This window comes from Pseudoalteromonas sp. APC 3355 (assembly GCF_030407615.1).
GTDB classification, from domain to species: domain Bacteria; phylum Pseudomonadota; class Gammaproteobacteria; order Enterobacterales; family Alteromonadaceae; genus Pseudoalteromonas; species Pseudoalteromonas distincta.
This window is the reverse complement of record NZ_JASDDB010000001.1, coordinates 679,918-706,230: the sequence shown is the minus strand read 5'-3', so window position 1 is coordinate 706,230 and position 26,313 is coordinate 679,918. Positions and strand designations below refer to the sequence as shown.

General features: G+C 39.7%; 17 protein-coding genes. 11 read left to right on the top strand and 6 right to left on the bottom strand.

What is annotated here, in order from left to right:
• Window positions 1–36 precede the first annotated feature (36 nt).
• Window positions 37–1,209 (bottom strand): phytanoyl-CoA dioxygenase family protein, encoded by a 1,173-nt coding sequence (locus QMA08_RS03055; protein ID WP_039490122.1) that lies wholly within the window; start codon window positions 1,207–1,209, stop codon window positions 37–39.
• A 95-nt stretch (window positions 1,210–1,304) separates the two neighbouring features.
• On the opposite strand from QMA08_RS03055, the gene QMA08_RS03050 reads away from it, so the two are divergent.
• The gene (locus QMA08_RS03050) at window positions 1,305–1,967 is read left to right on the top strand and encodes a TetR/AcrR family transcriptional regulator (protein ID WP_290173674.1); all 663 of its coding nucleotides are present in this window, start codon (window positions 1,305–1,307) and stop codon (window positions 1,965–1,967) included.
• Between the two features lie 57 nt (window positions 1,968–2,024).
• On the opposite strand, the gene QMA08_RS03045 is transcribed toward QMA08_RS03050, so the two are convergent.
• Entirely contained in the window at window positions 2,025–2,414 is a 390-nt protein-coding gene (locus QMA08_RS03045; protein ID WP_024595957.1) for a DUF2750 domain-containing protein, read from the bottom strand.
• A 224-nt stretch (window positions 2,415–2,638) separates the two neighbouring features.
• Here QMA08_RS03045 and QMA08_RS03040 point away from each other — a divergent pair, with 224 nt between their 5' ends.
• The 10 genes from QMA08_RS03040 (at window position 2,639) to QMA08_RS02995 (ending at window position 21,968) form a co-directional block, all read left to right on the top strand.
• Complete coding sequence (locus QMA08_RS03040; protein WP_024595958.1) at window positions 2,639–3,682, top strand: alkene reductase; 1,044 nt, start codon at window positions 2,639–2,641, stop codon at window positions 3,680–3,682.
• Window positions 3,683–3,876: 194 nt separating this feature from the next.
• Window positions 3,877–6,246, top strand: a complete 2,370-nt coding sequence (locus tag QMA08_RS03035; protein WP_290173673.1) for a TonB-dependent receptor — start codon at window positions 3,877–3,879, stop codon at window positions 6,244–6,246.
• A 74-nt stretch (window positions 6,247–6,320) separates the two neighbouring features.
• Window positions 6,321–7,448, top strand: a complete 1,128-nt coding sequence (locus QMA08_RS03030; protein WP_008139146.1) for an alkaline phosphatase family protein — start codon at window positions 6,321–6,323, stop codon at window positions 7,446–7,448.
• On the top strand, window positions 7,445–8,506 hold the full coding sequence (locus QMA08_RS03025) for an alkaline phosphatase D family protein (protein ID WP_290173672.1): 1,062 nt from the start codon (window positions 7,445–7,447) through the stop codon (window positions 8,504–8,506). Before QMA08_RS03030 ends, QMA08_RS03025 begins: the two co-directional genes overlap by 4 nt.
• Before the next feature lie 160 nt (window positions 8,507–8,666).
• Complete coding sequence (recC, locus tag QMA08_RS03020; RefSeq protein ID WP_290173671.1) at window positions 8,667–11,966, top strand: exodeoxyribonuclease V subunit gamma; 3,300 nt, start codon at window positions 8,667–8,669, stop codon at window positions 11,964–11,966.
• Window positions 11,953–15,531: an exodeoxyribonuclease V subunit beta gene (gene recB, locus QMA08_RS03015; protein WP_290173670.1), complete on the top strand. Its 3,579-nt coding sequence runs from the start codon at window positions 11,953–11,955 to the stop codon at window positions 15,529–15,531. The genes recC and recB overlap by 14 nt, the downstream gene beginning before the upstream one ends.
• Entirely contained in the window at window positions 15,528–17,576 is a 2,049-nt protein-coding gene (gene recD / locus QMA08_RS03010; RefSeq protein ID WP_290173669.1) for an exodeoxyribonuclease V subunit alpha, read from the top strand. The genes recB and recD overlap by 4 nt, the downstream gene beginning before the upstream one ends.
• A gap of 431 nt (window positions 17,577–18,007) precedes the next feature.
• Window positions 18,008–19,333 (top strand): PAS domain-containing methyl-accepting chemotaxis protein, encoded by a 1,326-nt coding sequence (locus QMA08_RS03005; protein ID WP_290173668.1) that lies wholly within the window; start codon window positions 18,008–18,010, stop codon window positions 19,331–19,333.
• A gap of 285 nt (window positions 19,334–19,618) precedes the next feature.
• Window positions 19,619–20,689 (top strand): hypothetical protein, encoded by a 1,071-nt coding sequence (locus tag QMA08_RS03000; RefSeq protein WP_193226283.1) that lies wholly within the window; start codon window positions 19,619–19,621, stop codon window positions 20,687–20,689.
• A 217-nt stretch (window positions 20,690–20,906) separates the two neighbouring features.
• Complete coding sequence (locus QMA08_RS02995; protein WP_290173667.1) at window positions 20,907–21,968, top strand: hypothetical protein; 1,062 nt, start codon at window positions 20,907–20,909, stop codon at window positions 21,966–21,968.
• Window positions 21,969–22,036: 68 nt separating this feature from the next.
• On the opposite strand, the gene ttcA is transcribed toward QMA08_RS02995, so the two are convergent.
• The 4 genes from ttcA to QMA08_RS02975 form a co-directional block, all read right to left on the bottom strand.
• The gene (ttcA, locus tag QMA08_RS02990) at window positions 22,037–22,951 is read right to left on the bottom strand and encodes a tRNA 2-thiocytidine(32) synthetase TtcA (protein WP_002963067.1); all 915 of its coding nucleotides are present in this window, start codon (window positions 22,949–22,951) and stop codon (window positions 22,037–22,039) included.
• A 153-nt stretch (window positions 22,952–23,104) separates the two neighbouring features.
• Window positions 23,105–24,037: a universal stress protein UspE gene (gene uspE, locus QMA08_RS02985; RefSeq protein ID WP_290173666.1), complete on the bottom strand. Its 933-nt coding sequence runs from the start codon at window positions 24,035–24,037 to the stop codon at window positions 23,105–23,107.
• A gap of 127 nt (window positions 24,038–24,164) precedes the next feature.
• Window positions 24,165–25,313: a right-handed parallel beta-helix repeat-containing protein gene (locus tag QMA08_RS02980; protein WP_290173665.1), complete on the bottom strand. Its 1,149-nt coding sequence runs from the start codon at window positions 25,311–25,313 to the stop codon at window positions 24,165–24,167.
• Window positions 25,314–25,509: 196 nt separating this feature from the next.
• The gene (locus QMA08_RS02975; protein ID WP_002963069.1) at window positions 25,510–26,247 is read right to left on the bottom strand and encodes an FNR family transcription factor; all 738 of its coding nucleotides are present in this window, start codon (window positions 26,245–26,247) and stop codon (window positions 25,510–25,512) included.
• Between the last annotated feature and the right edge of the window lie 66 nt (window positions 26,248–26,313).

The following is a 26,313-nucleotide window of genomic DNA, read 5'->3' as shown; positions in this document are numbered from 1 at the left end:
ATATTAGCTCCTAAAATTATTAGGAGCTAAGTGATTTTATATACTTAAATCAAGTAAGTTATAATCTTTAATCTCTTGTTTTGCCTGATCATCCCAATCAAAGGTTTTATTGGCTTCAACAAAAGGTTGATATTGATAAGGTGTTTCGTCAGGGAAGTGCTGTTTTCTAGCATCTATTGCATAGCCAAGTACTTTTGATCTCTGCTCAATAAGTGACTCATCGTAAACTTTAGCTTCACAGTGCATTCCAGAGCCCATGACACCTAATACAGATGAACGTTTATGGAACCCAAAGTTAATAGTAACGCGAGGCTCAAATCCAGAGTTAGCGAATGAACCATGCAAAAGCTGTCTATTACAAATAACAACATCACCGGGATTACAAATTAAAGGCACCATTCCAATTAAGCGCTCACTGCCTGCTTCGGCAACCATTTTTTTAATATCAACCCTACCAACCTTATGACTTTTAGGTAAAACCCACACACCATTTACAGCAGTACTGCCAAAAACTTGCGCCATAAAGTTAAAGCCGTGTATGTCTTGATCAAAATTTTCATTTTCCCAATGAGTATCACCATCTTGGTGCCATGAGACGGCAGCGCCTACGCCAGGATCTTTAATAAAAAGACATTCATGAAATGGTGCAAAATCTTTACCATTTATTGCCTCGGCCACTTTTAATAATTGAGGGTGCGCGTACGTTCTTAAGCATGACTCAGAAAACTGCAGTGAGCCAAGCAATACAAAAGGCGAAAACGCAGGCAGATCGTCAGCAGCTTCAGGTTCAAATAATTTTACTTGGTGTCGGCCATTAGCGATTGCGGTTCCGCCAAGTGGATCTCCAAGTGATTTTGACCAAATTAAATTAGGTGCTTGATTATCAGCACCTAACGCTGGTTTTCCATCTGCGGTTGTTTTTCCATACGGTTCTAAAGGGAAGGTTTTTTTTAATTGGGCTAGTTCTATTTCTATCTCGGCGAGCTCTTTTTTATCAATTACGTTTTCGAATATATAAAAGCCGTATTCTTGGTATTGGCTTTTAATGTTTTGTGCTAAATCACCATATTCATCAAACTCAATAGGGCCTCTATTATTCATAGCTAAAGCATTTTTTTCGCCATTAAGTAAATATTCTCGCATTTCATTGGCATTTTCACCGTAATGTGAGGCGCATGCATCAATCGATCTTGTTATACTTTTAGTCATAATGTGTCCTTAACGTATTTCACAGTTTTTATTGCAAGTAAAACTTAACCTACAATAAAAACTGTGGTCAAGCTGTTTTTCTATGGAGAAAATAAATGGAGCAACTAAATATCGCTCGGGGTAATAAAAAAAGACAAGAAAACAAAGAGTTGAGAAAGGTTGATATACTAAAGCATGCCCGAAATCTTATTGCCTCTAAAGGCTTTGATGCGTTTACATTAAGCGAATTAGCCAATGTTGCAGGTGTTTCAATACCAACTATTCATAATTTATTTGGTAAAAAGCATGATATCTTCAAAGTGCTGGTCGAAGAAATGGTCATTCGCATTGAAAAAGTTATACTACAGCCCGACATGACAAACCCAATAGAAGCCGCTATTGCGTTTATAGATAACTTACTCGAATTATTTAAAAAAGATGAAGCGTTTTACCGAGCTGCGTTTGTTGCTGGTGAGCGTAGTAATTTATTTGAACATAAACAACCGACAGGCATTTTTAGTCAATCGCTAAAAATAGCAGAGCAGCTATGTATTTCAGCTAAAGAAAAAGGCTTTTTGAATGGTCTTGTTGATAGTAAATGGTTAGCAAAGCAGCTGTTTGGTTGTCAGCGACTAGCTCGCCAAGATTGGGTTAACGGGTATATTGATTTACAGCAGTACAAAAACCAAGTGCTGATAGGTATGTTTATTACTTTTAGTGCTGATGCAACAGATGAGTATAAAGTTGAATTGTTAAATAAAATTGATTCACTGACATAAACGTATAAAAATGCGGCCTACTTTACAGTGGCCGCGTTTTAAATTTAGTAATTAGGTTTAATATTTTTTCTTCGGTGCTCTTAATTGTTTTTCAAACTCATCTGAAAACAATATCGTGCCGTCGTCTTCCTCAGTAGGAAAGGCAGCAATAAGTAAATCATCCTCTTCAAGGCCTGGTGTCCAGCGACTAAACCAGTCTGCAAGTGGAATTGCTTTAGCGCTGCAGCCAGCCCATTCGCCAGTTGCCCATGCTTCTGCAAATTCACGAGTTGGCCAAACTGGCACGCAGTCGTCATCTTCGTTGGCAAGCATAACGCAGCCATCATCGTCGTTTAAAATCCATACTTGTTTAAATTGTTGTACGGTTTCGAACATATAGGCTAGGCGTTTTTTTGCCCCAAGCCCTAAAATTACTGCTTGTTCTTCGCTTAAATTTGGCGTTGTCATAATTAGCTCACTCTTAATTACTATATCTCAATTATATGCACACAAGTATATCGAGTTATATGACAGAGTGTTGAAAAGTTGCTATTTAATTTCAGCAATGCAGATCTAATTTGTATATTGAACAGTATAAGTCACAACTAATTTGAGCGATCATTCAAAATAGGCTTGAATGTTTGTAAAAAGGCCACATTGTAGTAAGCATATACTTAATGAAGGATTGAAAAATGACTACTGATCTACTTGCTCCGTTTAAACTAAATAATACGATTGAGCTTAAAAATCGCGTACTTATGGCACCATTAACGCGTTGTATGGCTGACGATAACTTAGTGCCAACACAAGATATGGTTGAATATTATGCTCGCCGTGCCGAAACCGGTTTAATTATTAGCGAAGCAACTATTATTCGTCCAGATGCGCAAGGTTACCCAAATACACCGGGTTTATTTACCAGTGAGCAAATTCAAGGTTGGAAAAAAGTAACTGATGCAGTGCACGCTAATGGCGGCAAAATGTTTGCACAGCTTTGGCATGTTGGCCGTGTTGCACATCCTCACTTTTTTGATGGTGATGTACTGGCACCATCGGCAATTGGCGTTGAAGGCTCTGTACCTCGTATGCGTGAGCTTACATATATCACACCAAAAGCAGCGACTATAGATGACATTAAGGGCCTTGTAGCTGATTACGCAAAGGCGGCAGAAAATGCGATTGAAGCGGGTTTTGACGGGGTAGAAATTCACGGTGCTAACGGGTATTTGATTGACCAGTTTTTACATTACGCTGCAAATACACGCAGCGACGAATACGGTCAAACGCCTGAAAATATGTCGCGTTTTGCACTAGAAGTAACCGATGCAGTTATCGCCGCTGTAGGTAATGAGCGTACTGCTTTACGTGTTACACCGGGTGCTTATTTTAATATGAGCGAAGATAACCGTGATAAAGCGGTATTTGATTACTTATTACCAGAGCTTGAGAAGAGAGATTTAGCATACTTACACGGTGGTATTTTTGACGACAGTACAACGTTTGAATCGCTTGAAGGTAAAACAACGTCTGAATTTTTACGTGCAGGCTACAAAGGTACATTAGTAGGCGTAGGCAGCTATAGTTTTGAGTCAGCAAAAGAGGCAATTAACGATGCTAAGTTTGATTTAATCGCTATTGGTCGCCCACTTATCGCAAACCCAGATTACATTAGCAAAATTGCAAACGGTGAAGAGTTAGTACCTTACAGCGATGAAATGCTAGCTGAATTAAAGTAACAGCTAAGTATTATATTTAGTTATTAAGGCACCTTAAGCTAAACCTTTGGGTGTCTTTTTTTGTACATATTCCCGCCATAAATCTTCCATATTTGTTTAACCTTCATGTAAATAAAGTTCATCCTCGTTGTCATATTTAAAATTCATACTGTCCGCGTTTTCATATTTCATAATTAAAACTAAACGGGACAACAATGTACGCTTTAAAAAACAAATCGCTATTAAGCATGGCAGTTGCTATGGCGGTATCAACATCTACTTATGCTAACGACAACACCATAGAAGAAGTAACCGTGGTTGCTAAACCAACGAGCTACGCTAACAATGTTATTGAGCCTGCAATGCTTGAGCAACAAAGTTCGGTATCGAGCATATTATCGGTTATTGATAATTTACCAGGTATTAGCATAAACGAAGGTGATGCATTTGGTGGCGACGATTGGTCTACTACAATCACTATGCGTGGTTTTAGTATTGATGGAAACCAACAACAATTAGGTATGACCGTTGATGGCATTCCCAATGGTGGCTCTAATTACGGCGGTGGTGCTAAAGCTAACCGTTACTTGGAGAGTGAAAATTTAGCAACAGTAGAAGTAGGTCAAGGTACGTCTGATATTAAGTCGGCTTCACTTGAAGCACTAGGCGGGACATTTAACTTTGTAAGTAAAGACCCAAGCCTTGAAAAAGGCACTACCTTTGCTTATACATCAGGCAGTCACGATGCCACGCGTTATTATATTAAACACGAAACAGGCACTGTTTTTAATAACACACAAGCGTACGTAAGTTACTCGCAAACAGATACAAGCCGCTGGATTGGTTCAGGCAGTAATGGGGGCAAAGACAACCAACACGCTGAGCTTAAGTTTGTATCTAATTTTGACGATTTAACGCTCACTGGTCGTTTATCTTACGATGATGTAAGCGAGACAAACTATAACAGCGTAAGCCTTGAGCAGTTTGAACAAACACCCGATTGGGATCAGCTAACATGGAATTGGACGGGAGTTCCGCACTTTGACCAAATGTTTGCAGAAGGTTGGGGAACGCTTCGTGAAAATACCTTAGGCTATTTAAAATTTGAATACGCGATTTCGCCAACTTCATTATTAACTGTTAGCCCTTATTATCATAAAAATTCAGGTCGCGGCGATTGGATCCCACCTTATTTAACAACGCCTGTTGATGAAAATGGCGACCCAACAACCGAGGGTGGCACTAATGCAGGCTCTTATGGTTTTGCTGATAGTGAAGGCAACCCGCTTGCACCCAATGCCGATTGTACGCAAAGTTTGAGCTGGCCATGGGAGTCGGGTCCTGGTTTAAATCCTGCGTGTTACGATGCAACAGCAACGCCGGTTATGTCTTACCGCCATACGCATTACAACAAAGATCGTTTAGGTGTAACGGCAAATTACCAAGCTACATTTGGTGATCACGATATCGAAGCGGGCTTTTGGTATGAGCAAAGTGAGCGTGATGAATCGCGTGATTGGCACAAAGTAATTGACGCGCGTATTTATCATCACTTTGATAGCACGCCTTACTGGACACAATACAAAAACACTTTTGATACCGATACATTCAAATGGTACTTACAAGACTCGATTAATTTTGGTGACTTAACATTAAATATTGGTGCAAAACAGTATTTAGTTGAATTACAAAAGTATGACCACTTTGCTAACGAAAGATCAGATAAAGTAGATAGCGACTCAGACGTGTTATTTAGTGGTGGTGTATTGTATCAGCTAAATAACAGCACAGAATTATTTGCTAGTTACAGCGAGAATTTTTCAGCAATAAAAGACGGTGTACTGGAGCGAGATAGCTCAACACTTACAAACATAGAGCCAGAAACTGCCGACAACATCGACTTTGGTGTACGTTACCAAGCCGACAGATTAACCCTTACAGCAACGGCTTACAGTGTTAAGTTTGATAACCGCATTACCTTTATTGCCCCTGGTAGTGGCACAGATGGGATTGATTACACCATTGGTACAAATGGCTCGTACGTAAATGTAGGGGGTATTGACTCAAATGGCCTTGAGCTTGCAGCAAGCTATATGTTAACACCAAGCTGGAGCGTGTACTCGTCGTATACTAATAGCAGTTCTGAGTATTCATCCGATGATCCAAATGCATACGATTCACAGGGTGTAATATTAAGAGATGGAAGTGGTAATGAGGTAGCACCGAGCTTTAGAAAAGGCGACAGCATAATCGATTCATCAGAAGATTTATTTGTGGTATCTACCGATTACTTTAGCGATGGCTTTCGTGTTGGTTTATCGGCTAAATACACCGGTGAGCGCTTAGGTGCATGGCAAGACGAAGACACTCGCACGCGTAATAAAGTAGACGGCTACACCGTACTTGATTTTAATGCAGGTTATTCAACTGACGTAGATGCAGGTCCGTTTAAAGCCATTGACGTATCGTTTGTTGTTTATAACGTTACTGACAAAAGCTACTTAGCAGGTGGTACCGGTAACGGCGCTACTTACTACATTGGTGCGCCTCGCACCGCAGCAGTTACATTTACCGCTGACTTTTAATTAAGTTTTAGTAATTGAATTAAAATAAAGCCCATCATTGATGGGCTTTATTATATCAAAGGGCGCAAAACGCGATGAAAACGATTTTAAAAGTAACACTATTTAGCTTAAGTGTATTAGCGAGTAACTTTGCAACAGCTGCGCAAAATGTAGTGCTGGTAACGCTTGATGGAGTACGCTGGCAAGAAGTATTTAATGGGGCTGATAATAGCTTAATTAATAATACTGATTTTGTTAAAAAGCCAGAGCAATTAAAGACCCAGTTTTGGGCAAAAACAGCAAATGAGCGCCAGCAATTACTAATGCCTTTTTTAACGCAAGTAGTGGCTAAAAAAGGCATTATAATTGGCGATAGAGCTAACGGCTCTACTATGTCGGTAAGTAACCCGTGGTATTTTTCATACCCTGGTTATAACGAAATACTCACCGGTGAAGTTGACGAAAATATAAATAGTAATAACAAAGTGCTTAACCCAAATAAAACTATTTTAGAGCGTTTAGATAAGTTACCTGAGTTTAAAGATAGCACAGCCTTATTTGGTAGTTGGGATGTATTCCCATACATTGTAAATACTAAGCGCAGTAACGTGTATGTAAATGCAGGTTTTATGTCAATTGAAGAGAATTTATTCACAGATGCGCCACTGTTAAATGCTCTACAAAACGAAATCCCCAGTCCTTGGTATAACGTACGACTAGACAGTTTTACATATCGCTTTGCTAAAGCGTATATGTTGGCTAAAAAGCCTAAGTTGTTAGTGATAAGCTTAGGCGAAACCGATGACTTTGCGCATGATGGTCATTACGATCAATACCTTAAATCGGCAAGGCAAAGTGACGCGTTTATAAAAGACTTATGGGCAACCATTCAAACTACAGCGGGTTATAAAAATAACACCACACTAATTATTACTACTGATCACGGCCGTGGCAATAATGCCAACGATTGGCAACATCACAGCTCTAAACGTGCACTTGCTGAGCTAGAGTTAGGTGAAAATACCTACCCAGAAGGAATTATCGGCTCTGAACATATTTGGCTTGCGGCCATTGGCCCCGCAATAAAAGGTAGTGGCTTAATTAAAACTAAAAATGAGCTTAAACAAGCGCAAATAGCGGCGACCGTTTTAAAGGCGCTTGGGCAGAACCCAAATGAAATAAATTCAAATATGGCGCCTGCTATTAGCGAGATTTTAAAATGAAGAACCTATTAAAAACATTAACCCTAATTGCCTTGGTGTTGAGTTTGGTTATTAGTACAGGTGTTACTGCCGCGCCATCTAAAATTCTATTTGGTTCGTGTGGGCATCAAGATAAAAAGATACCCATATTTAATGCAATTAACAAAGAGAAAGGCGATTTGTTTATATTTTTGGGTGACAATATCTACGGCGATACCAACGATATGGATGTACTTGCCGATAAGTATCAACGTTTAGGGGCAAAGCCTGGTTTTAAAACGTTAAAAGCGCAAACGCCTATTATTGCTATGTGGGATGACCACGATTATGGCCAAAACGATGCAGGTAGAGAGTATCCGCACAAAGAGCTATCACGTCAAATTATGCTTAATTTTTGGGATGAACCTGTAAACTCAGCGCGTCGCACTCGCCCTGATGGAATTTATACCTCGTACATGTATGGTGAAAATGAGCAAACCATACAAGTAATAATGCCTGATTTACGTTGGAATCGTGATTCGCTAAACCATGTAAGCGAGCTTGAATACTACGCTAAACGTAAGTTAAATAACCAAGGCCCGTATAGTCCTAGTGAAGTGAAGGGCGCATCAATGCTAGGTGAAGCCCAGTGGCAATGGCTTGAACAAGAGCTTAAAAAGCCTGCTGCAATAAAATTGATTGCCTCAAGCTTACAGCTTTTACCTGACTTTACAGGTTGGGAGTCATGGGCAAACTTTCCTGAAGATAGAAACCGTTTATTTGCATTGATTAAAAAGCATAAGGTAAATGGGGTAGTGATCATCAGCGGCGATACGCACTGGGGTGAAATATCAAAGTATCAGCAAAACCTTGATTACCCATTGATTGAGATGACCAGCTCAGGCTTAACTGAAAAATGGAAAGACGTAAGCCCTAACAAGCACCGAGTAGGGAATTTTACTCATAACGTAAATTACGGTGATTTAAGCATAGACTGGCAGCAAACTGATCCCACTATTTCACTTAAATTAAAAGGCATTGATGGCCAAGTAATAATGCAAAGTGACTTTAGTTTATCAAGTATTAGCCCTTATAAATAACATTACTCTATAAACAAAAACGCACAGTGATCAAAATTAATGCTGTGCGTTTAAATTACTTGCTAACTCTCTGATTTATTAATATCAATTACCTGTTTGAGCTACCCCTAATATTGAAAATATCTTACACTGGTTTTATCTCAAGCAAGGTCAGTGTTATATGCTAAATATTATTCAATCAAACCGCATGGAAGCCCTGCAAGCGCAGTTCCACCAGCTGTTAAAAATAAACCCATTGCAAAGCCCGTTCGACAAAGAAGTGGTGCTAGTGCAATCGCCGGGTATGTCGCAGTGGTTAAAAATAGGTTTGAGCGAAAACTTAGGGGTCGCAGCGCAGGTAGATTTTCCGCTGCCGTCGAGCTTTATTTGGCAGTTGTATCAGCAATTACTGCCAAATGTTCCTAAAGAGTCGGCATTTAATAAGCCCAACCTTGCTTGGAAACTGTTTGCAATTTTACCAACCTGCATTGATGAACCGCTTTATTTGCCGCTAAAAACCTATTTAGAGGGCGATATTGACGGGCAAAAAACCTTTGCGCTATGCGAAAAAATAGCCGATGTGTACGACCAATATTTAATGTACCGACCGCATTGGATAGCCACATGGGATAGCGGCAAAGATGAGCTTGATGACGTAGATGTAGCCATTGCCCCATGGCAACCTGACTTATGGCGACGCATTGTAAAGCTAAGCCAAGAACTTGGGCAAAGCCAATTTCATCGCGCTAACATGCAAGGGCAATTACTTGCAGCACTTGAGACGATGGACAATAGCTTACTGCCACAACGCATTAGTTTATTTGGTATATCGGCGATTGCCAGCTCCCAGCTTGAGGTGTTTGAAGCGCTGAGTAAAAAAACCGAGGTTATATTATTCTTTTTTAACCCAAGTGAGCACTACTGGGGCGATATCATAGATGAAAAAACAGCAGCTAAAATAAGCGCTAAATACGCCAAAATGCCGCTGGTGGAAGCGCAACAAAAAAAACAAACCAATCCAGATGAAGAATACTACTTTATTGGTAATCCGTTGTTATCGTCGTGGGGTAAATTAGGCCGCGACTATTTTGAACAACTTGTACAGTTAGATGCCCGTTGGATTGATGGTTTTATTGATGTGTTTGACGACACCTTACTAGGGCAAGTACAAAGTGAGATTTATCAACTTGCGTTTAAGGGGGAGTCTCTTACCGATAACAAAGAGTGGTTTATAAACGACGAAGGTAAATTACCAATCAGCGCAACCGACACCAGCATTACGCTCAGCGATTGCCATACACCGCTTAGAGAAGTTGAGCGCTTGCACGACTACTTACTTAACTTATTTAATCAAAACCCAACGCTTACCCCCAAAGACATAATTGTCATGATGCCCGATGTAGGCACTTACAGCCCTTATATTGAAGCCGTATTTGGCGGGGCACAAGGCAGCCGCTTTATTCCTTACGCATTGGCCGATTTAGCCATAGAGCAAGAAAAGCCTGTCCTTAGTTCATTTGCGAGTTTAGCTAACTTACCGTTTTCGCGCTTTGGTGTATCGGATATTCTCGATTTATTACAAGTGACGCAAATAGCCGAAAAATTTGGGCTTGAAGCACACGAATACGAGCAAATTCAATACTGGCTTGAACGTGTAGGTGTTAAATGGGGTATAAACGCAGCGCATAAAAGCAGCTTTGATTTACCCGCTATCGATTTAAATACCTGGCAACATGGGCTCAACCGTTTACTGCTTGGTATAGCCATGCGCGACGAGCAATGCCCGTTTAACGGTATTTACAGCGCTGATGAAGTAGAAGGCATGGCGCTTGATACTCTCAATAAGCTCGTGCACTTTATTGATGTACTGCAAAGCTTTAAAGAGCAGCTAACGCCTGATGACACGCTCACTAATAAAGCGCATATTTTAAGCGAGCTATTAAACGCTATATACGAAAGTGAAAGCGACGACAGCTGGGATTTATTAGTACTTCAAAACGTGCTCGAAGAGTTACAAAAACACCACGACAACGGCGATTACAGTAAAGCGGTTTCGCAGCGTATTGTTAGTTACTTAGTTAAACAAGGCATTCAAGAAAAAGGCGTAGGGCAGCGGTTTTTAGTTGGGCAAGTCAATTTTTGTACGCTTATGCCCATGCGCGCCGTGCCATTTAAAGTGGTATGTATGCTGGGGTTAAACGATGCCGACTACCCACGTAACGTACAACCTATTGGTTTTGACTTAGTGCCTTATTCTAAAAAGCAAAAAGGTGACCGATCACGTAAATTAGATGACCGCTACTTATTTTTAGAAGCGCTATTGAGTGCCCGCGACAACTTATACATGAGTTACATTGGTCGCTCGTGTTTTGATAACCAACCGCGCATGCCATCAACGCTTGTAAGTGAGCTGTTAGAATATATTGGGCGTAGTTTTGTATTAAACGAAAAGAGTGAAAAAACGCTGCCCGCATGTCTAATTAATCAGCAGCATTTACAGCCCTTTAATAGCCATTACTATTTAGCCGATGAGCAAACCAATACTGTGCTGAGCAACCACAGTTACAATCCAATTTGGCTACCAAGTGAGTCAATTAAACCAGAGCCGGTTATTGCGCTTGATGTGACTGTGCCAGATCAGCTAGATCTCGATGTGTTTATTAGAAGTGTGTGCAGCGCACAAGAGAGCTTTTATCAACAAACACTAGGCTTACGCCTGCCACAATTTAACGAAGTAGCAAAAGACGAAGAACCCTTTAGCCTAGATGCGCTGCGCCGTTATTTTTACCTTGATGAAATACTTAAAGCCAATATAAACGAGCAACCAATAAGTACCGAACAAATACTGCAGCGAGGTGAGTTACCTCAAGCCAATGTAGGCAGCCTCATATTTGAGAGTATGGAGCACCGAGTTGATGCGCTTGCAGGTCAAGTTAAAGAGCACATTAAAGGCGGGAAAAGTGAGCCGATAGAAGTTTTGCTTACCATTGAAGGCACCAAAATAGAGGGCTGGCTCAATCATGTGTATTTGCAAAAACAAGTGTTTTATCGCAGTGCGAGTATTAAAGCGAAAGATTTAATTAAAGGCTTTATTTATCACCTCGCAGCGCAAAGTATGGATCAACAAATAGAAACATTGTTACTTGGGCTTGATAAGCAGATTACCTTCGCGCCAATTAATAAAGCTGATGCCGATGCATTGTTACTTGATTGGTTTGAGTTATACAAAGCGCTGCGCGCAGAGCCTGTGCCATTTTTTCCGGTAAGTGGTTATGAATACGTTGAAAGCGGCGGCGATATAACAAAAGCAATGAGCAAATTTAGCCCGCAATACATAGGGCGAGGCGAGGGCGAAAATCCGTATATTCGCTTAACGGTGCAATCGCTAAACGACTGCCAAGAAGAATTTATAAAATGGAGTGATAAATTGCTCACGCCTTTATTTGAACACGCAAAGGAGAGTGACCATGCAAGCGCTTAATCCTCTTACTATGCCGCTCATTGGTCAAAGTTTAATAGAAGCCAGTGCGGGTACTGGTAAAACTTATACCATTACGGGGCTGTATTTACGTTACTTATTAGGTATGCAAATAGAAGGTGAGTTAAATACGCCGCTCAGTGTTGAGCAAATTTTGGTAGTAACCTTTACCGACGCTGCCACTCAAGAAATTAAAGACCGCGTACGTAGCCGAATTATTGCTGCGCGCGACGCATTGCTTGGGCAAGACCCAAACGACGAACTCATTGAAGGCGTAATTGCCAAAATTGATGATAAGCACCGCGCGTTTGATTTACTCGATGCAGCTGCTAAATCAATGGACGAAGCCGCTATTTTTACTATTCATGGCTTTTGTCAGCGGATGCTAAAGCAACATGCGTTTGAGTCGGGTGTGGCGTTTAATCTCGAATTTATTTTAGATGAGCGCGACATATTACTCGAAACTATTAAAGATTTTTGGCGTGCGTTTGTATACCCACTTAATAAAGAACGCACCGATGCTATTTTAGATGTATTTGCCGCACCAGAGTCTTTATTTGCTCAAGTGGCGAGCATTTTAAACAAAGCTAATGCGCACATTACACCACAAATAAATTTAGATGATGTATGGAAAGCCCGTGACGAGTACATAACCCGTGTGCCTGCATTTAAAAAAGCGGTGTTAGAGCAAGAGTTTATCGGTGCTATTAAAGGCTCGGGTTTAAGCGGGTCCAAAACGCCAGCACGAAAAGGCAGCCTTGGTGCGCTTGAAGCATTTTGTTTAGGCGGCGATTTGTTTTTTGAATTTGGCACTAGCAAGTATTCGTTTGAAGTGTGGAGTACAGAAAACTTAAGCGATGTGAGCAATTATAAAAAAAATCAGCCATTATTTGTGCATCCATTACTGAGTCAGTTTGACGAGCTTGCCGCCCTTAACAACACCATAAACCAAGGGCTCAAAATAGCGGTTGTACAACATGCAGCACGCTGGGTAAAAGCCGCAATAGTTAAGCGCAAGCAAGAGCAAAGCGTTATCACCCCAGATGACTTATTGACCAATTTACACAGTGCGCTTAATAACGAGCAAGGCGACGTACTAGCGCAAAAAATTGCGCAGTTATTTCCGGTTGCCATGATTGATGAATTCCAAGATACCGATCCGATTCAGTACGGTATTTTTAGTAAAATTTATGGGCAACAAAATACCACGCTTGCCATGATAGGCGACCCTAAACAAGCTATTTATGGCTTTAGGGGCGCAGATATTTTTACGTATATTGGCGCAAAAGAAGCTGTACAGACTGAACAGCAATTTACGCTGGGGACTAACTTTCGCTCAAGCACCGATATAGTCAATAGCGTTAATAGTTTATTTGGCAAACACGCTAACAGCTTTATTTATAACGATGCCATACCGTTTAACGCAGTAGCTGCTAAAGGTAAAAAAGCGGAAGACTCTTTTTTAATTGATGGCAAAGCCGCGACCGCATTCGAATTTAATGTATTTGTGGATGAAGCCGCCGATGAAAAGAACAAACCAACTAACAAAGGTGTAGGGCAAGCGCATTTAGCCACTCACTTTGCTAATAAAATAGTCACCCTGCTTGAAAAAGCAAAACAGGGGGATGCGTGCATTGGCAGTAACCCTGTAAGCGCTGCCGATATTTGTATATTAGTGCGCGACCGTGTTGAAGCGCAAATAATGAAAAAAGCGCTAGATGATGCCAAAATAGCCAGCGTGTATTTATCGCGCGAGAGCGTTTTTAGCCAAGAGCTTAGCCATCACCTACTTAACTTTTTAACGGCGCTGCATGGTCAATATGACGAGTCATTGCTGCGCGGTGTTTTAGCGGGTCCACTATTTTGTTTAAGTTATAACGAAATACATGCACTCGCCGATGATGAAAATAAATGGCAAGACTACTTAAACTTTTTTGCACAACTTAGCCACATTTGGAACAAGCAAGGCGCTATGGCAATGCTTGAGCGTTTAATGAGCCATAACCAGCTTAGCGCTAAATGGCAAGGGCTGGGATATAACGTTGAGCGTTGGCTGACAGACTTTAGGCACTTGGGCGAAATACTTCAGCAAAAACAAATAGAGCTTGAAGGTACGCTACGTTTACTGCGATGGTTTGCACAAAAGGTAAGCCAACAAGACGGTGAAACAGTACAAGTTCGCCTAGAAAGTGACGCCAACCTAGTTAAAATTGTCACTATGCATGCCTCAAAGGGGCTTGAATACCCTCTGGTATTTATGCCGTTTGCCAGTGGCTATCGCGAAACAAAAGAAGCGCTTTATCATAATAATGGCAAGCTAGTTTACGATTTAAGTAAAGACGAAGATGCCCTTCAAAAAGCAGAACAAGAACACCTAGCTGAAGATTTACGCCTGCTTTATGTAGCACTTACTCGCGCCGTACATTTTTGTGCGCTTGGTGTTTATAACATAGGGCAAGGACAAAGTAGCCGCTTGGCTATGCAAAGTAGTGCACTTGGGCATGTTTTATTTGCAGGGCTTGAACTTGCCAGTAGCCAAACATGGCGTACGCATTTAAGTGAGTTTTGCGACGCTAACAGCGCGATGAGCTATCAGCAATTTACCTCACAAACATTATTAGAGCAGGGAACACTTTGTTTTAATAACAGTGAAAGTGCGCAGCAAACGTTAAGTGTTAATAAAGTAACGGCAAATATTGAGCGTAACTGGCGAGCAACTAGCTTTAGTGCATTGAGCTTTAAAAAGCACAGCGACCAATTAGCCCCAGGGCGAAGTGATGAAGATCACGAAAAAGACGAGTTTGCAGTGCAAGAGGACGAACTACCATCACCTTATAGCTTTCCTAAAGGGGCAAAGCCCGGTAGCTGTTTACACGAAATATTTGAACAAATAGATTTTACTAGCCCAATAGTTCACCCAACCAATACTGAGCAAAACTTATCTGAGGTAGTTAAGCGCAGCCTTGAAAAATACCACATAGGTGAGCAATGGCGAGAAGTGGCTGAAAAATGGGTGCTTGATGTTCTTACGTGCCCCCTAGATAACAGCTCTCAAGAAAACAGCCTTCTTTCATTGGGTGTGCTTACACCCAATGATTGCCTAGTCGAAATGGAATTTAATTTACCACTTGAGAGCTTAAGTGCACCAAAGCTAAACGAAATGCTAATTAAACATTTTGGCTTTACGCAAAGTAAGCTTGAATTTTCGCACGTAAAGGGCTTGTTAAAAGGCTTTGTCGATTTAATATTTTGCTACCAAGGCAAATATTATATTTTAGATTATAAGTCTAATTATTTAGGCAGTACGCCAGCTGATTACGAAGGCGATATGCTTGAGCAAGCGATGAGCAGTCATCAGTATCATTTACAGTATTTAATTTACACCGTAGCACTGCATCGTTTATTAAAACAACGCATAGCTGATTACTCAATAGAAACCCATTTAGGCGGCGTGTATTACACGTTTTTACGAGGAATGCCGGCAGGGCAAGGCGTGTACTTTAAAAAGCTAACTGTAGAGCAAGTGATTATTTTAGATGGCTTATTTAGCCAAGGAGCCATGCTATGAGCGATTTAAATGAGCAACCTGGCTTGTTTGACGATATAGACGAGACACTTAATAATGAAGCCGTAGAGCCTCTTACTTCAAAAAATGTAGCACAAGATTCCTCATTAGAGGACATTGTGTTAAATAATACGATTATCGAAGTCCCGTTACTTGAGTATTTATTAGCGCAAAATCGACTGCGTGTGGTTGATGTTAAACTCGCAGAATTACTGTGTGCTAATGACATTGAGCAAACTCACAATGAACTATTTTATATTATTTTATTGCTGTGCTTATCGCAGCAAAGCCAGCATAGCTGCCTAACCTTGAATGAGGTTGACTGGAGTAATCCTTTTAACTTGCGCAAAAGCGACTTTAATAAACTCGATGGCAATGTACCCAGTACGCTAAGCCCGTTTAGTGATGACTTTAATGTACATACAGCGCTTAGTTATTTACAAAACCATGAAAGCGTGGGCGAAAATAAACCACTGCAACTGTTTAAAGAGCGACTTTATTTTGCGCGCCTTGCCGGTTATGAGCAAACACTCGCAGATAGACTATTAAGCATGAGCGAGCGAAAGCTCAATATTAATAATGAAATATTGGCAGAACTTTTAAATACCTATTTTCCTGCTGATTCTGCAATTGAAACTGATTGGCAAAAAGTGGCGTGTGCGATTGCTGCCACCAAAGGCTTTAGCGTGATCACGGGTGGTCCTGGTACCGGTAAAACTACCACAGTGACTAAGTTGTTGGCTATTTTGCAGTCACTTTATAAAACCGCGTCGCTTAGCATTAAGCTGGTGGCACCGACTGGTAAAGCCGCTGCACGTTTAAGTGAGTCTATTTTGGGCGCTAAAAATAAGCTCACAACGATTCCTGATGATATAAAAACGCTGATACCGCAAAGCGCTCAAACTATTCATCGCTTATTGGGCGTAAAACCGTTTACTAATAAATTCAGACATAACAAAAGCAATCCGCTGCATTTAGATGTGCTGATTATTGACGAAGCCAGTATGGTCGATTTATCGCTGATGGCTAAATTAATAGAAGCACTGCCTACGCATGCGCGATTAATACTCCTAGGTGATAAAGATCAGCTTGCCTCGGTAGATACCGGCAGCGTGATGAGTGATTTATGCCAAGGTTTAACACTTGGGCAAACGCCACGCTACTCGCAAGCACGCTGTGATGAGCTAAATAGCTTATGTTTTAATAATGAGCCTAAGCTCGTAGCGCAAAGCGTGAGTGAATTTAAACTCGCAGATTGCGTTGCCTTTTTACAGCACAGTTATCGATTTGATGCACAAAGCGGCATTGGCCAACTCGCACTTGCGGTAAACACAAATAACACCGGTATTTTAAATTACGTTGAGCAAGAAAGTACTGAAGGGCGTTTTAACGATGTAATTTTAGATTACGACTTTGTAGCAAAACCAATTGAAAAGCTCGTTAAAAGTGCAGCAAGTCATTATGCAAAATACCTTAACTTAATTGCCCAAGGTGCAGATGTTGCACAGGTGCATGCTGCTTTTGCTAGTTATCAGCTTTTAGCTGCGGTACGAGAGGGCGATTACGGCGTGCATAGCTTAAATCAGCGAATAGAGCGCGTATTGCAACAGCAAGGTTTAATAACAGTGAGCCCTAATACTCATCATTATACAGGCATGCCCATTATGGTGAGCCAAAACGATTACCAGCTTAAGTTATTTAATGGCGATATTGGTATTTTAATGCCCGATGAAAGTAATCAGCTCAAAGCCATATTTATCGACGAGCAAGGTAACCAGCGAGCATTTTCGCCTGCACGCTTGCCGGCGCACGATAAAGTATACGTAATGACTATTCATAAGTCACAAGGCTCAGAATTTAGCTACACCGCTATGGTACTGCCACCGCTAAAACAAGCGCGCATGGGTATTAACAGGCAATTAGTGTATACGGGAATAACCCGCGCTAAAAATAAGTTTGAGCTGGTGGCTGACAAAAAAGTACTGCAACTTGCAATGAATAAAAGCGTATCAAGAGCATCTGGTTTATATGAAAGGTTACAATTTTAAGCTTGATTTGAATTTTTTATTAATAATTTAGCTTCAAACTGCTTGTTATTTATCGCGTTATTATAAATGTCTTCTATACTAAAATTAATTTTATATTGAATGTATTTGGGCGTGTTGATCTTTGGTGGGTGAATTTACAGCAGTGTGTTTGTTTTTTAGGCAAGGCAGAGCCTATGTAGTGTGGTATTCCCCATAAATAGGCGATAATGTAGTATAAATACCAAACATACGCTGCCCATTGGGTTCTTTCTAGGGACGATTAACTCTTTGTTGCCTACATGGATGTAGGTAAGGGGCGTGAGCAGGACGCGGAAGCTTTGCTCGGTTTTTACTTAGCCCACTAGGTTACAAACCTCGCGCCGTGATTTAATCGCCCCTAGATTGAACAAATTTCAATCTACAAAGGTCAACACGCCCTAGTAAGGACATTAATGTTTTTTTCTAAAAATAAGCAAAATGAAATAGCCTCTTTAAAAGCAGAACTCTATCCGTTACAACAAGTGTGGGAAGGGCTCTACCGAGAGATGTTAGTTGTTAATATTCTTTATGATGGGCGTATTTCTCATGCCAATGATTTATTTTTGCAAAAGCTTGGCTATGACGAAGATACGTTAACTAATAATCCTTTTAATGACTTTATTACTGAGCAATCACGCCAATCTAAAGATTTTGCAAGCTTACAACAAGCAATTAAAGCCGAAGGCCATTGGGGGGGGACATTACAAATTACCCGTTTTGATGGCGAAGCAGAGTGGCTACGCTTAATTGTACACCCGGTGAAAGGTGAGCAAGATCAGCTTCTTTATTTTTCTATATTCGCGAGTGATTTAACCAAAACAATTACAGCCTCCCGTGAGCAAAGCGACACTATTAAAGCAATATATCGCTCTATGGCAGTAATTGAATTTGATTTAGAAGGCCATGTTTTAAAGGCAAATGAGCAGTTCTTATCAGCAATGGGTTATCAAGAAAGTGAATTAATAGGAAAACACCATCGCACATTTTGTGAAGCTTCAGAGTATAATTCCCAAGAGTATCAACAGTTTTGGGCTAAATTAAGAGAAGGACAGTTTATAGCGGAGCGCTTTAAGCGTGTTGATAAATATGGCAATGTTGTATGGTTAGAAGCGTCATATAACCCAATCTCAAATGACGCGAATGAGCTTTATAAAGTAATGAAGTTTGCAACAGTTATTACAGAGCAAGTAAATCAAGAAATTGCGATATCTCAGGCTGCCGAAATTGCTTATAGCACCTCAACCCAAACTGATAAAAAAGCAGAGCAAGGCGCGAGCGTTATACAAGATACGGTTGCAGTAATGACCGAGCTGGCTATTAACATGGAGCAAGCTGCAAGTGAAATTTCAGCGCTTGATCAGCAGTCGCAACAAATATCGAGTATTGTACAAAGTATTAGTAGTATTGCAGAGCAAACCAATTTATTAGCACTAAATGCCGCAATTGAAGCGGCTAGAGCTGGCGAGCAAGGGCGAGGCTTTGCTGTGGTTGCAGACGAGGTTCGATTACTTGCATCGCGTACCTCAAAAGCAACAGAAGAAATTGTAGAAGTTGTGCAGCGTAATCAATCACAGACACAAAATACGGTGGCTGTAATAGAAAAAGGTAAAGAAAAAGCAGAGCAAGGTTTAGCATTATCTAAAGAGTCGGGTGATGTGATGCAGGAAATTCAGCAAGGCGCACAAGAAGTTGTTAATGCGATTGGGCAATTTACTAGTGAACTCAAAGCTAACGGCTAGATTAGTTACGTCCTTATTCTAAAGCGGGCACCTTTACCGGTACCCGCTCAACCTACCCCCCTCAATATTACTCTCGAAACACCCCTGATAATTTTAAATTTAACAACTATTCTTTATTAACCCATTAAATAACAAGTAATAAGTTTTCTCATTCCTATAAATGATAATAAATTGTTGCATTTTTGTTCTTTGTTCCTAATACTGGTGAACGCCAAGGCTGACAAGCCCTAGTATGAATACCTTAAATGATAATAAAATATTACGTACACAACATTAAGGAATTGTATGAACAACACTAAGCGCACACACACATTAATTAAACCAAGTCACCTAATTGGTGCTGGTCTTGCTATGCTAATGAGCTTTTCTGCTGCGAGTAAAGACTACAAAATTATATTAATTCACGGGTTACAAACTTCGCAAATAACCAATAAGTCGGGTAGTGATGTAATTAATGACGGTGAAACATATTGGCAATCGTACTGGAATAATCGTGCAGATGAGCGAATTGATTGGCCTGCTTATGAACGTATTGAAGATAAAATTGCTACCGATTGGGTGTGGCCAAAGTTAAAGCAAATTTCACGCTCTAATTTATGCAGTGATGGCTGTGTATTTGTAACACATTCAACAGGCGACTTAGTTGCACGCCATATTATTGATAACCAAGAAAACTGGTTAGAAAACGCAGGCTTACAGCCGCTTAATATTGTTGCGACGTTTGATTTAGCAGGCGCGGGCGGTGGAAGTGAGCTGGCTGATGTAGCAGTTAGTGCTTTAACTGGCGCATCATGGAACTTTGCGGTCGATGCAGCACTCAAATGGTGGCTAGGGAGCGATGTAACCGAAGCTGTTGGTGTATTACACGATTTAAAAGTAAATAATGCCCGTAAAATATCGCCATTTCCTGATGCACGTACACCTAGGTTACGCTTTGTGGCAGATGGTAATGCCTATTTAGGTTTAACAGGTGGGTTTTTAAAAGGTAATGATGATTCGGTTGTAGCATCGCACTCTTCATGTGGTGCAAGTTCGGCTGGCTCGTTTGGAAGTTGTAGCAGCAGTATTGATACAGATGGCCATTTAAAATCGCAAGGTGACGCTGTCAGTAGCTTTATGCCAAATCATTATCCAATGATGATGAGTGACAGTTATAGCCATAACGAAATACATAACGCGCAGCGTAAAGGTAATGTCACAATAGCCATGAATAACGTAAATGTTGAAGGTAATAACCTAGGGTTTAATACGTTTGATAAAACTACAGGTAGTTGGTTTTGGAAAAAACAATATCGTTATATTAAGGATTCAAATAATTTAAGCGCATCAGCACTTATTTATAATGTGATTCCATAACATAGAAGGCGTGTAGTTATACCAATCTGCATAAATCTTTGATCAATTTAACGAATTAAATTCCACTATAACGTCGTTAAAATTTTTTCATTTAGAACAACTAGATACAAAAATTTTTGCCTAGTTCTAGCGTAATTTTCTTAACGTTAAATTGACCCCATATATAAGCAGATTGGTATTAAAAACTATACCCCTTATAAAAGATTGAAATATAAAAATGAAAAAATTTTATGTCGTTGCTTTAATTATTAGCACTATTTTATTCTCGCTATGGTTTACAGGTAAAAATGATGCTCATAAAGCTGCTGAGCCAATAAAACCACAGGTTAAACACAGCGCGAACGCAGCTGACTTATCGCCTGTAAAAGTGATCCCTATAGATGTGCCTAAAGCTAAAAAACCACAATCAAAGAAGCAAATTGCGTTTAATGAAGACCTAACAAAAGCAGCGCAGCAAGTGGTGATGCAATACGAAAGTGCACTTAAGTTTCCTCCTTATTCCCAACCTTTAAGTCCTTTAGATGAAGATCGATTAAAGCCAAATCAATTTTATCCTGTGTCGAGCCCCATAGGTGAAAGCGGCGATACTTTAACAGTCAGTCTCAAACAATATCGTTTTGTATATCCAGAAGAAATAATAATAAAGGTAAGCGCTCAAGGGCTTGGTAAAGTGGTCGTTGAACTTGCAAATACTGATACAAAAGAAGTATTAAATACCCACATGGGCAATGCGCGTGAAGGTGAGGCAATTATTACATTTAAAGAAGATGAAGATTACCCTCGTAGTTTGCAAGTGTATGTACAGGGCGATGTTGACGGTAAAAAAGTACCTGTAGTTGCGCAAATTCAATATATGCCGCCAAGTGCTACTTTAACAGGTTTTGAAATTGCTTATGCTCAAAATGAAAACATGATTATGCCAGCTAATTTAACGGTGATAAAAAGTGGTTTGTATCGTGTTAGGGCGAATTTATATAGTGGTGATACACCACTTGCTCATTTGGTATCTAAGGAACGCTTAACACAAGGGAGTCAAACCGTAGACTTAAAAGCTCATTGGTCAGTATTACCTAAGGGCGTTACCGATATGCGCTTAAGTGACTTTGTAATAGAAAGAATGTCGCCAAGCCCGGGTGAGCGTAACAGCTTTGGGAATAGTGAAATAAGCCATTTTGATATAAACGATTTTTCGTACGACAGTTTACAGCAGTTGCCGTATCAGACTAATGCACAAGAAAAGTTAAGTTTGGAGTTTTTACAAGGCCTAGCTGAGAGTTAAAAAGACAACGCAATGCTAAATTGGTAAATTTAAGGGGGTTGTACATAAATACAACCCCCTTAAATTTGTTAGCTTAGATTTATAGTAACTACACTTGGCGCTTCTTGTTCATCAAGCTCATTAGTAACAGGCACTTTAGGAATGTCTGGCTTATCAAGAGCTATATCGCCACCATCAATGACTTCACCTGTTTGTAAGTTTTTAAAATCAAACAAATCAGCATCAGCTAAGTGTGAAGGCACGACGTTTTGCATTGCTGTAAAAATACTCTCAATACGACCTGGATGCTCAGCATCCCATTTAGCGAGCATTGCTTTTGTATGTTTACGCTGTAGGTTTTCTTGCGAACCACATAGGTTACACGGAATAATTGGATAACCTTGTGCAAATGCGTATTGGCTTATATCGCTTTCTTTACAGTATGCCAGTGGGCGAATAACCATATGCTCGCCGTTATCACTCATTAATTTAGCCGGCATACTTTTTAGTTTTCCACCGTAAAACATATTTAAAAACAACGTTTCAATCATGTCGTCACGATGGTGGCCAAGGGCTATTTTAGTTGCGCCTAACTCATTTGCTGTGCGGTACAAAATACCACGACGCAGTCGTGAGCAAAGTGAACAGGTTGTTTTACCTTCAGGAATAATATCAGTAACAATACTGTAGGTATCTTCTTCTACAATTTTATATTCAACATTTAATTTATCAAGATACTGAGGTAAAACGTGCTCAGGAAAACCTGGTTGTTTTTGATCTAGGTTTACAACAACGAGATCAAACTTTATAGGTGCTACACGTTTTAAATGTTGAAGCATTTCAAGCATTGTGTAGCTGTCTTTGCCACCTGATAAACACACCATTATGCGGTCACCTTCTTCAATCATATTGAAGTCCATAACGGCTTGACCAGTTTGGCGACGTAAACGCTTTTGTAGCTTATTTAAGTTAAATTGAGCTTTAGCTTGATCTGAGTGTGACAATTACGCCCCCTAGTAAAACAATACAGCAAAGTTATTTGCTAAAAATAAAGGGGCGTATTATACCCAAACCACCTGAATATGCGAGTTTAGGATGTAATTAAACACGGTATTTTTAGCAAGTAACATCCAGTTTGTTACTTGCTAAATTTTTAATTAATCTAGTTTCTTTGCCATCGGGCTTACGTAACCATCGGGCTTGAGTGCTAGTACATCGCAGTCAAGGCTATCAATTACATGCTCTGCTGTATTACCTACTAAAGCGGCACTTAAGCCTGTACGACCAACGGTACCTATAACTACTAATTCACTATTTAACCGCTTAGCTACATCAGGGATTACATCCTCTGGTAGGCCTTCTTCAATAAAACATTGCTCTTGGCTTAAATTAAACTCAGCAGCAAGTGCATTGGTTGATTCAATGTGGTGTTTTTTAACTGATTCGTTATAAAGTCCAGGGTTAAACTCAGGAATTTCGATTGCTATATTTATGGGCGTTGCAGGATAAGCATTAACTAAATTAAGCTTTGCGTTGGCAAGTTCACATAAAAATTGTGCGTCTTTAATTACCCGTTTATTAAGTGCTACATGTTCTTCGTTTTCACTAACCGCATTCACAGCAGCTAAAACATTTCCGTTTGCTGGCCATGCCATTTCTTTAACAAACAACACCGGGGCAGGGCATTTTCGTACTAAATGCCAGTCGGTAGGGGTGAAAATAACGGATTTAAGTGCACCATGTTGATGTGTGCCTTTAATTACTAAATCGTACTTTTGATCAATTACGGTATCGATTATGGCTTCATAAGGACGGTTATGCCAAACCACTTGGGTGTCAATATTTATATCTTTGTAAGGTGAAATCATATCGTTAAGCCATAGCTGGCGATCTTTTAGTACGGCATCACGCATTGCTTCGCGTTCATCGCCAGATAGCATCGTTGTCATTTCATAAGAGAAGTCGTAAACCGTCATAAAGGCGGTAATACTTGCGCCAGATTTTTTGGCTAAGTCTATTGAACGTGATAAACCGTGTTGATCGTCTTTGGTAGGGTCAATAACCGCAATAATGCGTTTAATAGTGTTCATATGCTACTCCATTTGCCTAACGGGTGTACAATTAGTGTAACGCAAATATAAAACAGTTAAAGGGGTAGCATATAAATTGTTGTTCTAAATCAAACTATAAATTTAATTTTATTTAGAGGAACAGGATCTAATTACTTTGGTTTATTTCCATATTACTTTCTTCTTTTACCCCTTCAGTGGGGCTAAAAAAGCTAACATTAGGTAATAAATTGTACAAATTATTATCAACAACAGAAAATATAAAGTTCTTTTGTCCATCATCTAAAAATTTAACTAAACTTTTATATTTATTTTCAGAATAAACCGACATATCAACATCAATGAAATGATTGTTTTTGATATAGATGCACTTAATATAATCATCGTCGATTAGCTCGTCAGGGACATTCGCTTTAACTCTAATACCGCCTTTTGCATTTATAATACTATTATCCGATATATAAATATCCCCCCAATTGAAAGGTACATTTACACTGCTTGATTTATTTGGGTAGACATTAAGTGCGAATTTACCAATATTTACAAACGTATTACCAGTTACTTTTACATCGGAGTAGTAAACTAATTCAATGGCAGTTTCTTTCATATTTTTAAAGGTATTATTTTTAATTAATGCTTTTGAAACAGGCTTTCGCGAAGCAAGTTTAAGACCTCCTTTTATATTTTCAAAAATATTGTTTGCGAAAGTAATATCTTCTGTACCACCATAATCTGCACTCCATGGATAGGTTGTACTAACTTGTGTAATATTGTGAAAGTAGTTATGTTGAACCACAACACGATAGGAGTTAATTGGACTTAAATCAGTTGATCTACGCGATGATACGACTCTCAACGCTGCATCACCAAAATCAAAAAACTGGTTGTGGGACACAGATATATCAGACGACCCGGCAATCAGTACACCTTGCTCCCCCCAAGCATAATTCTCAGTATCCTTTGTTAATCCAATGAAACTAAAACCTTTTATACTTACAAAACTAGAAGTATAGAGGGTTAACAGATATTCGCCGTCGAAATTGTTACACTTTTTGAATATTACGCCTTTAGCTGCTGAGATTGTAACTTGGTTAATATTAGATATAGCGATAGTAGAGCAAATATCATATACACCAGGTATTTTAATCATGGCTTCGCCGCCATCAGGAGTACTTTGAATTAGTGCTTGCAATGCTTGGGAATCGTCTATCTCGTCATTTGGGATCATTTTTGCAGGGCTATAAAAACTAAATGTAGTGAAAATAAAAAGAGTAAAAAAACACAGGAAATTAAACATAATGAGTTTCCTTTTGGGAGTTAGATTTAAGTATAGACTTTTTCTCTTGCATAAAAGTTTTTATTGAAAATAATTAATGAGACTTACTTAACTAAAGATTTTAAGTAAGCTTGAAATAAGAGCTTTGAGAAGTATTAGGCCCATAATTGAACTAATTATGGGCCTATAAAATTTGAGAGATATTGAATTGCTGACTTTAGCGAGGCTTAACGATTGCCGCCGTTTTAGCTAAGGCATCATTATCTAAAATTGTAATAAATTTACCTTCAACTTTAATTAAGTCGGCTTTTTGAAAACGGCTTAATAAACGGCTAATGGTCTCTACGGTAAGGCCTAAGTAGTTACCTATTTCACCGCGAGTCATGGTAAATCTAAATTCTTTGCGTGAAAAACCACGTTCACCAAAACGCTCTGATAAGTTATAAATAAAACTAGCTAAGCGTTCTTCTGCTGATTTTTTATTGAGTAATAACAGCATTTCTTGATCGTATGTAATTTCGCTGCTCATTAAACGCATAATTTGTTGACGAAGTTTTGGTAATTTACCAGCAAGTTCGTCAAGGGTATCGAATGGTATTTCGCACACCATTGATGTTTCAAGTGCTTGTGAAAAACTTTGGTGCGCCATTTTGCTTATTGCGTCAAAGCCTACTAAGTCACCCGCTAAATGAAACCCGGTTATTTGCTCATCACCTTGCTCTGATAATGTGTACGATTTAAATGAGCCAGAGCGTACAGCATAAATAGCCTGTAAAGGCGCGCCTGATTCAAATAGATAATCGCCTTTATGGAGTGGTTTTTTTCGCTCAATAATTTCGTCTAGCTTATCCATTTCTTGGCCATTGAGTGAAAATGGCAAGCACAATTGACTAATACTGCAGTTATTACAGCTAATAGCACAATTACCTTTAGCGCGACTTTGAGAGAAATCCATAATTTAATCCGTTTAAATTTTTATACACACGACTGCAAAATAACCATAAAAGGTTAATACTGCGAA

Coding starts and splice junctions, on each gene's coding strand:
- QMA08_RS03055 (WP_039490122.1), bottom strand. CDS start 1,209: ATGACTAAAAGTATAACAAGATCGATTGATGCATGCGCCTCACATTAC.
- QMA08_RS03050 (WP_290173674.1), top strand. CDS start 1,305: ATGGAGCAACTAAATATCGCTCGGGGTAATAAAAAAAGACAAGAAAAC.
- QMA08_RS03045 (WP_024595957.1), bottom strand. CDS start 2,414: ATGACAACGCCAAATTTAAGCGAAGAACAAGCAGTAATTTTAGGGCTT.
- QMA08_RS03040 (WP_024595958.1), top strand. CDS start 2,639: ATGACTACTGATCTACTTGCTCCGTTTAAACTAAATAATACGATTGAG.
- QMA08_RS03035 (WP_290173673.1), top strand. CDS start 3,877: ATGTACGCTTTAAAAAACAAATCGCTATTAAGCATGGCAGTTGCTATG.
- QMA08_RS03030 (WP_008139146.1), top strand. CDS start 6,321: ATGAAAACGATTTTAAAAGTAACACTATTTAGCTTAAGTGTATTAGCG.
- QMA08_RS03025 (WP_290173672.1), top strand. CDS start 7,445: ATGAAGAACCTATTAAAAACATTAACCCTAATTGCCTTGGTGTTGAGT.
- recC (WP_290173671.1), top strand. CDS start 8,667: ATGCTAAATATTATTCAATCAAACCGCATGGAAGCCCTGCAAGCGCAG.
- recB (WP_290173670.1), top strand. CDS start 11,953: ATGCAAGCGCTTAATCCTCTTACTATGCCGCTCATTGGTCAAAGTTTA.
- recD (WP_290173669.1), top strand. CDS start 15,528: ATGAGCGATTTAAATGAGCAACCTGGCTTGTTTGACGATATAGACGAG.
- QMA08_RS03005 (WP_290173668.1), top strand. CDS start 18,008: ATGTTTTTTTCTAAAAATAAGCAAAATGAAATAGCCTCTTTAAAAGCA.
- QMA08_RS03000 (WP_193226283.1), top strand. CDS start 19,619: ATGAACAACACTAAGCGCACACACACATTAATTAAACCAAGTCACCTA.
- QMA08_RS02995 (WP_290173667.1), top strand. CDS start 20,907: ATGAAAAAATTTTATGTCGTTGCTTTAATTATTAGCACTATTTTATTC.
- uspE (WP_290173666.1), bottom strand. CDS start 24,037: ATGAACACTATTAAACGCATTATTGCGGTTATTGACCCTACCAAAGAC.
- QMA08_RS02980 (WP_290173665.1), bottom strand. CDS start 25,313: ATGTTTAATTTCCTGTGTTTTTTTACTCTTTTTATTTTCACTACATTT.
- QMA08_RS02975 (WP_002963069.1), bottom strand. CDS start 26,247: ATGGATTTCTCTCAAAGTCGCGCTAAAGGTAATTGTGCTATTAGCTGT.